General features: G+C 75.1%; 11 protein-coding genes and 1 pseudogene. 6 read left to right on the top strand and 6 right to left on the bottom strand.

What is annotated here, in order from left to right:
• Window positions 1-4: 4 nt before the first annotated feature.
• The 4 genes from IE273_RS11140 (at window position 5) to IE273_RS11125 (ending at window position 3,304) form a co-directional block, all read left to right on the top strand.
• Complete coding sequence (locus tag IE273_RS11140; protein ID WP_189815014.1) at window positions 5-835, top strand: putative hydro-lyase; 831 nt, start codon at window positions 5-7, stop codon at window positions 833-835.
• Between the two features lie 69 nt (window positions 836-904).
• Window positions 905-1,663 (top strand): LamB/YcsF family protein, encoded by a 759-nt coding sequence (locus IE273_RS11135; RefSeq protein WP_189814964.1) that lies wholly within the window; start codon window positions 905-907, stop codon window positions 1,661-1,663.
• Window positions 1,660-2,277, top strand: coding sequence for a 5-oxoprolinase subunit B family protein (locus IE273_RS11130; protein WP_189814963.1), 618 nt, complete (start codon window positions 1,660-1,662; stop codon window positions 2,275-2,277). Before IE273_RS11135 ends, IE273_RS11130 begins: the two co-directional genes overlap by 4 nt.
• A 157-nt stretch (window positions 2,278-2,434) precedes the next feature.
• On the top strand, window positions 2,435-3,304 hold the full coding sequence (locus tag IE273_RS11125; protein ID WP_189814962.1) for a 5-oxoprolinase subunit C family protein: 870 nt from the start codon (window positions 2,435-2,437) through the stop codon (window positions 3,302-3,304).
• 143 nt (window positions 3,305-3,447) lie between these two features.
• Here IE273_RS11125 and IE273_RS11120 read toward each other — a convergent pair.
• The 5 genes and pseudogenes from IE273_RS11120 to IE273_RS11100 all read right to left on the bottom strand — a co-directional run.
• A pseudogene (locus IE273_RS11120) lies at window positions 3,448-4,413 on the bottom strand (SGNH/GDSL hydrolase family protein); the annotation flags it as partial.
• A gap of 146 nt (window positions 4,414-4,559) precedes the next feature.
• Entirely contained in the window at window positions 4,560-5,735 is a 1,176-nt protein-coding gene (locus IE273_RS11115) for a glycosyltransferase (RefSeq protein WP_189814961.1), read from the bottom strand.
• Window positions 5,732-6,859, bottom strand: coding sequence for a glycosyltransferase family 4 protein (locus tag IE273_RS11110; protein ID WP_189814960.1), 1,128 nt, complete (start codon window positions 6,857-6,859; stop codon window positions 5,732-5,734). The genes IE273_RS11115 and IE273_RS11110 overlap by 4 nt, the downstream gene beginning before the upstream one ends.
• A gap of 231 nt (window positions 6,860-7,090) precedes the next feature.
• Window positions 7,091-8,509 carry a HEAT repeat domain-containing protein gene (locus IE273_RS11105; protein ID WP_189814959.1) on the bottom strand — a complete coding sequence of 473 codons (1,419 nt, stop codon included), beginning with the start codon at window positions 8,507-8,509 and terminating at the stop codon, window positions 7,091-7,093.
• Window positions 8,510-8,809: 300 nt separating this feature from the next.
• The gene (locus tag IE273_RS11100; RefSeq protein WP_189814958.1) at window positions 8,810-9,202 is read right to left on the bottom strand and encodes an ankyrin repeat domain-containing protein; all 393 of its coding nucleotides are present in this window, start codon (window positions 9,200-9,202) and stop codon (window positions 8,810-8,812) included.
• A 294-nt stretch (window positions 9,203-9,496) separates the two neighbouring features.
• Here IE273_RS11100 and IE273_RS11095 point away from each other — a divergent pair, with 294 nt between their 5' ends.
• Both IE273_RS11095 and IE273_RS11090 read left to right on the top strand, forming a co-directional pair.
• A complete protein-coding gene (locus tag IE273_RS11095; protein ID WP_014671463.1) occupies window positions 9,497-9,691 on the top strand; it encodes a hypothetical protein in 195 nt (64 codons plus the stop codon).
• A gap of 40 nt (window positions 9,692-9,731) precedes the next feature.
• On the top strand, window positions 9,732-11,396 hold the full coding sequence (locus IE273_RS11090; protein WP_189814957.1) for a hypothetical protein: 1,665 nt from the start codon (window positions 9,732-9,734) through the stop codon (window positions 11,394-11,396).
• 166 nt (window positions 11,397-11,562) lie between these two features.
• Here IE273_RS11090 and IE273_RS11085 read toward each other — a convergent pair whose 3' ends face one another.
• Window positions 11,563-13,071 (bottom strand): SCO1417 family PLP biosynthesis transcription factor, encoded by a 1,509-nt coding sequence (locus IE273_RS11085; protein WP_189814956.1) that lies wholly within the window; start codon window positions 13,069-13,071, stop codon window positions 11,563-11,565.
• Window positions 13,072-13,091: the final 20 nt, after the last annotated feature.

Raw genomic sequence — 13,091 nt, 5'->3', positions numbered from 1 at the left:
GCGGGTGAACCGTACCGGGGACCGGCCCGTCACCACCGTCGACGCGCACGCGCACGCGTGGAGCCCGCACACCGCGCGGGCCCGCTTCCGCGACGGCCTGGCCGGGCCGACCGCCGGGGTCGCGGCGGGCCACACACAGGCCAACCTGATCGCGGTGCCCACCGACTGGGCCTACGACATGCTGCTGTTCTGCCAGCGCAACCCCAAGCCGTGCCCCGTGCTCGACGTCACGGACGCCGGTTCCCCGACGACCGTCCTCGCCGAGGGCGCCGACCTGCGCACCGACCTGCCGCGCTACCGGGTGTGGCAGGACGGCGAGCTGGTCGACGAACCCACGGACGCACGCGCCTACTGGCGGGACGACCTGGTGTCGTTCCTGCTCGGGTGCAGCTTCACCTTCGAGTGGGCGCTGGCCCGCGCGGGCGTGCCGATCCGGCACGTCGAGCAGGGCCGGAACGTGCCGATGTACGTGACCAGCCGGGCCTGCCGGGAGGCGGGCCGGCTGCGCGGGCCGATGGTGGTCTCCATGCGGCCGGTGCCGCCCGAGCATCTGGGCGCGGCGATCCGGGAGAGCAGCCTGCTGCCGGCCGTGCACGGCGGTCCGGTGCACTGCGGGGACCCGGCGGCCCTCGGCATCGAGGACCTCTCCCGGCCCGACTTCGGCGACCCGGTGACCGTCGCCGACGGCGACATCCCGGTGTTCTGGGCCTGCGGGGTGACCCCGCAGGCGGCGGTGATGGCCTCCCGGCCGCCGTTCGCGATCACCCACGCGCCGGGCCAGATGTTCCTGACCGACGCACGGGACGAGCAGTACCGGCTGGTCGGCGTCGACTGAGCCCGGTCGTACCGGAGCCCGAAACCGCGCACAAGAGAAGTCCACGACAACCGGAGACGCGAGAACACCATGACCGCGATCGATCTGAACGCCGACCTGGGCGAGGGCTTCGGCCGCTGGCGGCTGACCGACGACGAACAACTCCTGTCCGTCGTCACCAGCGCCAACGTGGCCTGCGGCTTCCACGCCGGGGACGCTGCCACCATGCGCCGGGTGTGCGAACGGGCGGCCGAGCGCGGGGTGACGATCGGCGCGCAGGTCTCCTACCGGGACCTGGCCGGTTTCGGACGGCGCGCGATGGATGTGCCGCCCGCCGAGCTGGCGGCCGAAGTGGCCTACCAGATCGGCGCCCTGGAGGTGTTCGCGCGGGCCGCGGGCGCGCGCGTGGCGTACGTCAAACCGCACGGCGCCCTCTACAACCGGGTCGTGCACGACGAGGAGCAGGCCCGCGCGGTGATCGAGGGCGTGCGCCTGGCGGACGCCTCGCTGCCGGTACTGGGCCTGCCCGGCTCGCGGTTCCTGGAGCTGGCGGCCGAGGCGGGCCTGCCGGCCGTCACGGAGGCCTTCGCGGACCGCGCGTACACCGACGAGGGCACGCTCGTCCCGCGCGGCCACGAGGGTGCCGTGGTGACCGACCCGGACGACGTCGTGGAGCGCTCGGTGAGCCTCGCGCGCTCCGGTGCGGTCCTCGCGCACTCCGGCGCGCGGATCCAGGTGCGCGCCCGGTCGCTGTGCCTGCACGGCGACACGCCGGGCGCGGTCGGCCTGGCCCGGCGGGTGCGGGAACGGCTGGCGGCGGCGGGCGTGCGGGTGGAGGCGTTCGCGTGAGGGCGCTTGCCGTCGGGGACGACGCGCTGCTCGTCGAGGTGGCCTCCGGGGAGGAGGCGCAGGCCCTGCACGCGGAGTTGCTGCGGCGCCGCGCGGACGGCGCGCTCACCGTGCGCGAGATCGTGCCGGCGGCCCGTACGGTCCTGCTCGACGGGCTGGCCGAGCCGGCCCGCTGGGCGGCGGAACTGACCGGCACACGGGTGCTGGAGGCGCCTGCCCACGCGCGCGAGCTGATCGAACTGCCCGTGCGGTACGACGGCCCGGACCTGGCGGCGGTCGCCGCGCACTGGCGGGTGCCGGAACGGGAGGTGGCCCGCGTGCACGCCGGCACCGAGTTCACGGTGGCCTTCTGCGGCTTCGTGCCCGGCTTCGGCTATCTCACCGGGCTCCCGGAGCGCTACCACGTCCCGCGCCGCGCCACCCCGCGCACGGCGGTTCCGGCCGGCGCCGTGGCCCTGGCCGGCCCGTACACCGGCGTCTACCCGCGCTCCTCGCCCGGTGGCTGGCAACTGATCGGCACGACGGACACGGTGTTGTGGGACCCGGCACGCGTCCCGGCGGCCCTGTGGGAGCCGGGCACGCGCGTACGGTTCGTGCCGGTGGAGGGCGCATGAGCGGGGGGCGGAGGGCCGCACCGGCACGGGTGCGCGCCGGGGAAACAGCTACACCGGTAGCGGTACGCACCCGGGAGACCCACGTGACCGGGCAGCGAACGGAAGCCCACGCGCGCGCGTGGCTCGTGCCGGCGGGACCCGTGACCTGGGAGGCCCCATGACCGACCGTGCGCTGGTCGTCGTACGCGCCGGGGCGCTGACCACCGTGCAGGACCGCGGGCGGCCGGGGTACGCGCACCTGGGCGTGCCCCGCTCCGGAACGCTCGACCCGCTCGCCGCGGCGCTGGTGAACCGGCTCGTCGGCAATCCGCCGGACGCCGCCGTCCTGGAGACCACGCTCAACGGCTGTGCGCTGCGCCCGCGTTCGACGGTGACCGTCGCGGTCGGCGGTGCGCCCTGCCCGGTGACGGTGGGCGGTCGCCCGGCCGCGTGGGGCGCCCCGGTCGTGGTGCCGGCGGGCGAACTGCTGGAAGTGGGCGCGGCCACGGCGGGCGTGCGCGCCTACGTCGCGGTCGGCGGCGGTGTCGCCGTGGAGCCGGTCCTCGGCAGCCGCGCCACCGACCTGCTGTCCGGCCTCGGTCCGGCACCACTCACGGACGGCACGGTCCTGCCGCTGGGCGCCCCGGCCGGTCCTCCCGCGCGCGTGGACGGCGCGCCACAGCCGTGTCCGCCGGCCGAGCTCGTGCTCCGGGTGACACCGGGCCCGCGCGACGACTGGTTCACGGCGCGGTCGGTCCGGGACCTCACCACGCGCGCGTACCGGGTCTCCTCGGCGAGCAACCGCATCGGCCTGCGCACCGAGGGGCCCGCGCTGGAGCGGGCCCGGACCGGTGAACTCGCCAGCGAGGGCATGGTTCTCGGCGCGGTCCAGGTTCCGCCGGACGGCCGCCCGGTGGTCTTCCTCGCGGACCACCCGACCACCGGCGGCTACCCGGTGATCGCGGTGGTCCGCGCCGCCGACCTCCCGGCCGCCGCCCAGGCCCTCCCGGGTACCCCGGTCCGGTTCGTACCGGTGCGGCGCCGCTGAGCCGCTACGGCCGGGACGTCCGCGGTGACCGGGGCACCTCGTCGGACGTACCGCGCGTTCACCGGTCGGCGTTGGGACTCCTCCGCGGCAACAGCCCCACCGCCCCACCCGCCGAATGTCACCGAAAGCTGCTCCGCCCCACCTCAACCGGCCGCAACGGCCCCGGTGGAGGCGGCCGTCCCGACGGCCCCCGTCGCCTCAGGGCCCACCACCTCGGCCGTCCCCTCCGCCAGGGCCGCCTCCCTCCCGTTGCCGCGCCACTGGGCGACCGCCTCCTCGGTGGAGGTCTCCGGCAGGGCCGCCAGGGCTGCCGACACCGCTGCCGACGCGCGGTGGTCCAGGCGGGCGCCGGTGCCCCGGGCGCGGTGGCGCAGTTCGCCGGCGGCCAGGCACAGCAGCTGCGGCAGCAGGTCGTTGCAGCGGCGGAGCACCCAGCCGGTCCCCGCCGTGGCCAGCCACCACAGGCGCGCCGTGCGGGTCGGCGCGGGGAACTCCGGCTCGGGCGAGACAGGTTCCCCGGTCGCGCGGCCCGTCTCGGCGAGCAGGGCGTGGCAGCGGGCGGCGAACCGCCGGTGACCGCGCTCGCCGGGGTGCAGCCGGTCCGCGCTCCACAGGCTCCGGTCGCTGATCCAGCCGTCGTCCGCCGCGTGCAGGTGGACGGCGCCGTACCGCTCGGACAGCGCGTGGACGACCGCGTTGACCGCCCGTTGCCGGCGGGCCAGCGGGCGGGCCAGGGCGCCCGGGAGCCGGAGCATGGCGCCGGGGTCGGGCAGGCAGGCGGTGAGCAGGGTGGCGCCCTGCCGGGTGAGGGAGCCGTAGACCTGGTCGAGGTGGGCGGCCACAGCGTGGATGTCGAAGGTGCGGCGCAGCGTGTCGTTGACGCCGACGACCACGGACACCAGGTCGGGGCGCAGCTCCAGGGCGGCCGGCGTCTGCCTCTCCAGCACGTCCCGGGTCTGCGCCCCGCTCGTCGCGAGGTTGGTGAACCGCACCCGCTCGCTGTCCTCGGCGAGGGAAGCGGCCAGCAGCGCGGCCCAGCCCCGCCATCCGGCACCGGCCGGGTCGCCCACGCCCTCGGTCAGCGAGTCCCCGAGCGCGACGAAGCGGACGGTGCCGCTCCGCTGCGCCGCGGCACCGGCTCCCGAGCCACCCCCTCCCCCACAGACGCAGCCGCCGCACCGCGTCGCGACATCAGCTCCAGAGCCACCCCCTCCGCCGCAGACGGAGCCACTCCGCTTCACCGCGGCACCGGCTCTCATGCCACACCCTCCGGTACGGCGGGCCGGGCGTCGGCGTGGCGCAGCACCTCCGTGTCGTGGGCCGCCAGGAAGGCTTCCACGGCGGTTCCCCAGCCGAAGCACTCCGCACGCGCGCGTGCCGCTTCCCGCCGCTCGGGCTCGGCGCGGTCCAGCAGCAGTTCCACGGCGTCCGCGAACGCCTCTCCGCCGCCCGCCGCGGTGGCCCCCGCCGACCCGATCACCTCGGGCAGCGCGGAGGAGGCGCTCGCGACCACGGGGGTGCCGCACGCCATGGCCTCCAGCGCGGCCAGTCCGAAGGTCTCGGCGGGCCCGGGCGCGAGGCACACGTCGGCGGACGCCTGGAGCCCGCCGAGGGCCGTCCGGTCGGAGACGTGCCCGAGGAAGGCCACGGGGAGCCCCCGGTCCCGGGCGCGCTGCTCCAGCCGGGCCCGCAGCGGCCCGTCCCCGGCCACCACGAGCACCGCCCGCCGTCCGCGCCGCAACAGCGCCTCCAGGGCGTCCAGGGCCGTGCCGGGGCGCTTCTCGACGGACAGCCGGGACGCCATCACGAGCAGCGCCTCGTCCCCGCGCGCGTAGCGGTCACGCAGCCCGGGGTCGCGCAGCGCGGGATGCCGTTCCATCAGGTCGACACCCAGGGGGGCGCGTACGACGTTGCGCGCGCCGATGCGTACGAACTCGCGCTCGGCGAACTCGGTGGTGCACACGACCCGCGAGTAGACGTGCGCGGTCCGGGTGTTGAGGGAGTCGGCGGCGTGCCGCGCCAGGTGCTCGGGCAGGCCCCAGGTCCGCAGCACGCCGTCGGCGGTCTCGTGGGAGACCATCACGGCGGGCACGCGCGCGCGGCGGGCCCAGCGGCCGGTCCAGCGCAGGGTGGTCCGGTCGGAGACCTCCAGGCGGTCCGGGGCCAGTTCCTCCAGGAGGGCGGCGACGCGCCGCTTGTCGGTGAGGACGCGGTAGCCGCCGGTGCCGGGCAGCGGCGGGCCGGGCAGGGTGATGACCCGGCCCTGCTCGGTGTCGCGGTCGGTGTGCCGTTCGCCGGGCACGATCAGGACCGGTTCGTGGCCCGCGGCCCGGAAGCCCTTGCCGAGTTCCCGCAGGGCGGTGCGCAGGCCGCCGGAGGCGGGGGCGACGAAGTTCGCGAGGCGCACGATGCGCAGGGACTGCCCGCTCATGCCGCCACCGCCGTCTTCCGGTTCGCGAGGACGTCGTCGTAGTGCGCGATCAACTGGTCGCCGACGGCGGCCCAGGTACGGCCCTCGACCGTCGCGCGGGCGGTGGCGCCGTACGCGGCGCGCCGCGCGGGGTCGGCGGCCAGGGCGCGGACGGCCTCCTGTACGGCGGCGGCGTCGCGCGGCGGGACCAGCAGGCCGGTACGGCCGTGGTCGACCAGGTCGAGCGGGCCGCCGGCGGCCGGCGCCACGACCGGGACACCGCTGGCCATGGCCTCCTGGACGGTCTGGCAGAACGTCTCGAAGGGGCCGGTGTGCACGAACAGGTCCAGCGAGGCGAAGATCCGGGCCAGTTCGTCGCCGGTGCGACGGCCGAGGAAGACGGCGCCGGGCAGGGCCTCGGTCAGGTGGGCCTGGCTGGGTCCGTCGCCGACGACCACGACCCGCACGCCGGCCAGCCCGCAGACTCCGGAGAGCAGTTCGACGTGCTTCTCCGGGGCGAGCCGGCCGACGTAGCCGACGATCAGTTCGCCGTTCGGCGCCAGTTCGCGGCGCAGCGCCTCGTCGCGGCGCTGTGGCCGGAAACGTGCGGTGTCCACGCCGCGCGGCCAGAGCCGTACCCGCGGTATGCCGTGTTCCTCCAGGTCGGACTGGGCCGCGCTGGAGGGGGCCAGGGTGCGGTCGGCGGCGCCGTGCACGGAGCGGATCCGCCGCCAGGCCGCGGCCTCCCCGGCACCCATGTAGGTACGGGCGTAGCCGGCCAGGTCGGTCTGGTAGACGGCGACGGCGGGGATGCCGAGCCGGGCGGCGGCCGCCATGCCGCGGACGCCGAGGACGAAGGGACTGGCCAGGTGGACCACGTCGGGGCGGTGCGCGACGAGGGCGGCGGCGAGGCGCCGGCTGGGGAGGGCGACGCGGACCTGCGGGTAGCCGGGGAGCGGGAGGGAGGGGATCCGGACGACCGGGCACGGGGCGTCCGTGTCCGGGCCGCTGCCGGGCGCGGGAGCGGGGGCGACGACGAGCGGGAGGTGACCGCGATCTACGAGGTGCCGGGCGGTCTGGAGCGCGCAGTGGGCCACGCCGTTCACATCGGGGGGAAAGGATTCGGTCACGATGACGACACGCATACGGGTGTTGTCGCCGCGCCGGACGTGCCCGCGTCAACTTCGATCTTTCGGCGCGGGGAACGTCCCATGAGCGTTGGGCTGCACACCCGAGCGGGTCAGGCGGCCGTCATGACCACCTGACCCGCGGGTCACCCGGTGTTCACCCGGCGGGCGCTCGTCCGCCGGGGCAGATGTACGGATGGGGGCCGGCAGCCGCGGCTCGGCCGAGGCTCACGTCCGGTCCCGAGCGGTTCAGCCGAAGGCCGCATCCGGCCCGAAGCGGCTGCGTACCGCGGTCTGCACCTCGTCCTCCTCGGCCGGATCGGCGGCCAGACGGCGCAGGCGCTCCACCACCCGGGCGTCGCCGGTCTCGGCGTGCCGGGCGGCCAGTTCACGGGTGGTCTCCTCGCAGTCCCACAGGCATTCGACGGCGAAGCCGGTGGCGAACGAGGGGTCGGTGGCGGCCAGCGCGCGGGCGGCGCGGCCACGGAGATGGGAGGAGGCCGTCTCACGGTAGACATGGCGCAGGACGGGGGCGGCGCAGGCGATGCCGAGGCGTCCGGCGCCGTCGACGAGGGTCCACAGGGTGGGGGCGTCCGGCCCCTCGCCGCGCACGGCCTCGCGAAGGGCGCCGAGGACGAGGTCGCGGTCCTGTGCGCCGCCGCGGCAGGCGAGCATGCGTCCGGCGGCGGCACCGAGCGCGTCGGGGCGCTGGGCCCAGCCGCGCGCGCGGTCGACGGCGGCGATGCTGCGCATCCGTTCGAATGCGTCGACGGCGGCCTCCACGACGGGCGCCGTCCCGTCGACGACGGCGGCCTCGATCAGGTCGAGCGCGTCACGGTCGTTGCTGTCGGCGAGGTAGCGCAGCGCGGTGCAGCGGGCTCCGTCGGTGCCGGTCCGGGCGGCCTGGAGGATCTCGGGCCGGTCCTCCGGGCCGGCCACGGCGACCAGGCAGCGGGCGGCGGGCACATGGAGGGCGGCGCCGCGTTCCATACCCTGCTGGGCCCACTCGAAGACGGCGCGGACGCTCCAGTCGGGACGCGGGCCGGTGGGCCGCATCTGCCGCTGCCAGCGGTCGAAACAGCCGGCCTCCTGGGCGGCACGCACCCGGGTGGCGATCGATGCGCGCGGATCCTCGGCCCACAGCCGCCAGGGCCGTGGCTCGAAGGCGTCGCGTACGGCGGCGGCCAGCTCGGCCTCGCCCTCGGGATCGGTGGCGAAGCGGGCCAGGACGGGGGCGGCGAGGGCGCGCAGGCCGGCGTCGTCGTCCCTGAGGGCCAGTTCGTCCAGGGCCCACGCCCAGTTGGAGCCGTGCGCGGCGTACCTGCGCAGCAGTACCAGGGCGTCCCGCCTGCCGTAGGAGGCGAGGTGGCCGAGGACGGCCAGGGCCAGGCCGGTGCGGGACTCGTCCGTGTCGAGGACGTCCTCGGGGTCGAAGAGGTGTGCCTCCACGGCGTCCAGCTCGCCGTTCAGGTCGAGGAAGAGCCGGGCGTAGTACAGGGAGCGGTTCTCCACCTGCCAGTCGTGGCGGGGGTCGCTCAGCACACAGTGGTTCAGGGCCGCGAGCGCTTCGGCGCGCGGGGCCGTGAGCGCGTGCAGCGTGCCGTCACCACGGCCGCGCTGGAGCAGGCCGAGCAGCGTACCGCTGGGCGCTATGACCGGATCGAACATGGGAAACAGCCTCACATCAAGCGTCGAAGCAACCGGGAAACACGCATTACCTGGCCGCGTGACACAACGTCGGAGCGCCCGCCGTCTCTTGCTTGCTGTAGACCATCTCTCTCTGCCTCTCGTCGGTGGCCCATGCGGACCGCATCACGGCCCGCGCGGTGCGGCAACACCTGCCCAGCCATCGCGTCCGTGAATCACGACGTCATGATGACCCGCGGTGTGTGCTGCCGCGACCGTATTTCCGGCGGCCCTGTACCGCCTCCCCCGTTTTCCGTGTCGTACCTGGTCAGCGCGTCGACGTCAGTGGACGCCGAACAGTTCCAGAAGCTCTGTCCTGCCGAACATCCGGGCCGTGTCGACGGCCGACGGCGTGCCTGCGGAAGGATCGGCTCCGCCCTCCAGGAGGGCCTTGATGACGTCCGTCTCACCCTTGAAGACGGCACCCGCGAGCGGGGTCTGACCCCGGTCGTTGATCTGATCCGCCGCCGCGCCGCGCGCGAGCAGCGCGCGCACCGCGTCGGCGTGACCGTGATAGGCGGCGAGCATCACCAGGGAGTCGCCGCGGTCGTTGGTGAGGTTGGCCGGAACACCCGCGTCGACGTACGCCACGAGCGCCTCGGTCTGCCCCTGCCGGGCCAGATCGAAGATCTTGGTCGCCAGCTCCACGACCTCGGGGTCGGGAACTTCACTCATCGGCCGGACCGCCTCTCCATGCTGATTCGGGGACTGCTTCGTACGAGTGAATCGCCAGCGTACTGGCTCGCGTGGCACATGACCCGATCCGCCCGAGGCAAAGATCAGCAGCAGCGCCCACCCAGGGCACCGCACCGACAAGACGCCTGGTCAATCGCGTTCTGGCGCACTCGTCCGAGTGAGGGAAATCCACCGCTTTTCACCCAGTTGCACCTTTAATCGTATGGATACATCCTGTGATCCTGGAAGAACTCATGGTGACTGTCCCCCACCATCGACACCAGGAGGCCCCAAATGATCCTCTCGCTCTCAGGCGTGCTGCTGCTCGGCGTCGTCGTCTTCCTGTTCTTCCGCAAGGACGGACTGAAGGGCTCGCACGCCACGGTGTCGGCACTCTTCGGCTTCTACCTGTCGACCACAGGCATCGCCCCGAGCATCAAAGCCGGAGGAGAGAGCCTGGCCAGCCTCCTGGGCGGCATCAAGTTCTGACCCCTCCAGCCCCGCTCGCACGCACCATCAGGAGACAGCAGTGGCCCGGCGCCCCCTCCCCCGCATTCTGAGCAAGGACAGCGCCCAGATCGCCCGGACGCAGATCGCCCGGAGCAGGGAGCTGGCCCGGACGGCGGCCGACAGCGCCACCGACGTCCTCCAGCCGCTGATCACCGTGACGCGCGGGCTGCGCCTGCTGGCCTCGGCCGGCCGGCGCAGGTGGGCGGACACGCCCAAGGACAAGCGCGGGCCACTGCTGTTCTTCGCGGCTTCCATGGTCCTGATCGTGGCCCTGATGCCGTACGGGCCGCTGCTCGCCGTCATCGCGGTGATGGCGGCAGCGGCCTGGCACGGCCGGGACCGCACCCCGTCGGCGCCCGAGGGGCCCGACGAGTCACAGACCCAACGGCTCCAGGCGCTGTACGAAGCCCTGGTGCCGTACTTCTCCAGCTCCGACGACCCGGCGCCGCTGTACGCGCACGGCGGGGAGTGGGAGAAGGCCTACGCGGCCCACGAGTTCGACGACGCCGGGCGCATCGGCCACCTCGTGATCCGCTACCCCGCCTACTTCCCGGACGGCGAGCCCGCGGCCCGCGCGCGGATCGAGCAGTTGCTCACCGCGAAGGCCGGGCGGAGCCGCGAGTACCACTTCGCGTGGGAGGAGGAGGGCAACCAGCTCACCGTCAACGCGCTCCCCCCGCTGCCCGCCGACATCCCCGCCCAGCGCTTCGTCACCGCCCCCGGCGAGACAGTCCTCGGCTTCACCGACCCCAGCGAGGTCCAGCGCACGCTCCCCCTGTCCTACGGGGAGGAGCGGGTCGACGTACCGCCGGTCGTCTGGCGCACCGGCATCCGCTCCACCGAGCCGCACCTGCTGGCCATGGGCCACCCCGGCAGCGGTACGTCCACCCTGTTGCGCTCCGTCGCCATCCAGGCCCTCCAGTACGGCGACGTGCTGATCGTCGACGGCGGCGGCACCGGCGAGTACGCCTGCCTGACCGGACGCAACGCCGTCCTGGCCGTGGAGTGCGCGCTGCCCGGGGCGCTGGCCAGCCTGGAGTGGGCCGCGCGGGAGACCGAGCGGCGGCTCATCGCGATCAACCTGGCGCGGCAGGCGGGCGACCCACCGCCCCCGGACACCCGGCGCCCGCTGTGGATCCTGGTGGACCGCCCGAGCGTCTTCGCGCACCTCGCCCTGGCGGACGGCCGCAAGGACCCGCAGACGCTGCTCCAGGTGCCGTTGCGGCACGGCCGCGCGGCGAACGTGACCGTGGTCGTGGCCGAGCAGTTCGACAGCGCGGAGGTGCTCGCCGACGCGGTACGGCAGCACACGCGCGCGCGTGTCGTGCTCGGGTCCGCCGCGCCGGAACAGGTGGAGGCGGTGCTGGGGGCGCCGCCGCACACGACGTCGATGGCGCACGTGCCGCCCGGGCGGGGGTACGCCCGGCTGGGGTCCGGTCCGGTGCACCGGCTTCAGGTGCCGCGTACGCCGGACCCGTACGACGACGCCACGAGTGACGCCGACCGGCAGGCGGTGCTGGAACTGCTCCCGCCGCGGACCACCGCCGTGGAGGAGGAGCCGCCAGTCTCGAAACCGACGGCTCTCTCGAAACCGACGGAAGTCTCGGAACCGACGGATGTCTCGGAACCGACGGCGGGGAAGGCACCGGTCCCCGCGGAGGCCCTGGCGGCGGAGCCTTCGTAGCGCCCTGGCGGTAGCGGAACCACGCGGCCGACGGGACTGCGGCTCCCCAGGGGCGCGGGGAACCGGGCGACCGGCCACGACGGTCCCGCAGCCGGACACGCGCCCGAGGCCCCCGGGCCGCCGAGTCCTCCCGGACCACACATCCGAGCCCCCGAACCCGCCCCGCCTACGCCACGAACGTCCTCGGCGCCTCGCCCGCCCCCGTCGCCCCCGACTCCACCAGCCGAGCCGCGGCGGCGAGCCGAGCCGCCGCCTCGTCCGCCACCGCTCCCCCGACGGTGAACGGAAGCCGGACATAGCCCTCGAACGCGCCGTCGACACCGAAGCGAGGGCCGGACGGGACACGCACGCCCGTCCGTTCGCCCGCCTCCGCGAGGCGGGACCCGGAGAGACCGCCCGCGCGCACCCACAGGGTCAGGCCGCCCCGGGGCACCTCGAACTCCCAGCCGGGCAGTTCCCGGCCCAGCGCGGCCACCAGGGCGTCCCGGTTCTCCCGGGCCTGCGCCCGGCGCAGCTCGACCGCCTGCTCCCAGCCCCCGGTGCTGAAGAGCCAGTTCACGGCCAGCTGCTCCAGCACCGGCGTGCCCAGGTCGGCGTAGGCCCGCGCGGCGACCAGGCTGCGGATGACGTCCGGCGCCGCCCGCACCCAGCCGATCCGCATCCCCGCCCAGAACGCCTTGCTGGCCGAGCCGACCGTGATCACCGTGGAGCCGGCCGGGTCGAAGCCGCACACCGGGCGGGGCATGCCGCCGTCCCGGAAGTCCTCCTCCAGCCACAGCTCGCTCATCGTCTCGTCGGCGACGAGCACCGTGCCGGCCGAGCGGGCCGCGTCCACCAGCCGGCGCCGCTGGTCCTCGTCGGCGAGCGCCCCGGTGGGGTTGTGGAAGTCGGCGACCACGTAGGCGATCCGCGGCGCGGCCTCGCGCAGCACCTGGCGCCAGCGGTCCAGGTCCCAGCCGGACAGGCCCTCGGCCATCGCGACGGGCACGAGCCGGGCACCCGTCTCGCGCATCAGCTGGAGGATGTTGGCGTAGGACGGGGACTCCACGGCGATCCGCTCGCCCCGGCCCGCGAAGAGGTGGCAGATGGCGTCGATGGCGCCCATGGCACCGGTCGTCACCATGATCTGCTCCGGCATCGTGGGGATCCCGCGCGCGATGTACCGCTCGGCGATCATCGAGCGCAGCGCGGGCAGCCCGGCCGGGTAGTCGCCGTGGGTGTGGGCGTACGGCGGGAGTTCCTCCAGGGCGCCCTGCACCGCCCGGGTGAGCCACGGCTCGGGCGCCGGGAGCGAGGCGCAGCCGAGGTCGATCACCGAACCGAGGGCCTCGGGCGGCAGGGGCTCCAGGCCGCGGGCGGGGATGGGGTTGCCGGCCGGTACCGCGGTCCAGCTGCCGGCGCCGCGCCGGGACTCCAGGAAGCCCTCGCCGCGCAGCGCCTCGTAGGCCGCCGCGACGGTGGTGCGGCTGACGGAGAGGGCCAGGGCCAGTTCGCGTTCCGCGGGCAGGCGCGCGGCCACCGGGACCCGGCCCTCCAGCACGAGCAGCCGGACGCCGTCGGCGAGGGCGCGGTAGGCGGGGGGACGGCGGGTGCCGGGGCCGGCCGGGCGGTCCTGTTGCGATTTGAGGAGCCGGGCGAGCTGCGCGGCCCCCACGGCCGAGGTCCACTGCGCCATGGAGATCAGTCCACCTTCCC

Origin of the sequence: Streptomyces olivaceoviridis, assembly GCF_014650115.1 — a bacterium.
In the GTDB taxonomy this organism is placed as follows: domain Bacteria; phylum Actinomycetota; class Actinomycetes; order Streptomycetales; family Streptomycetaceae; genus Streptomyces; species Streptomyces olivaceoviridis.
Note: the sequence above shows the minus strand (reverse complement) of the source record. Positions and strands in the feature narration are given on the sequence as shown.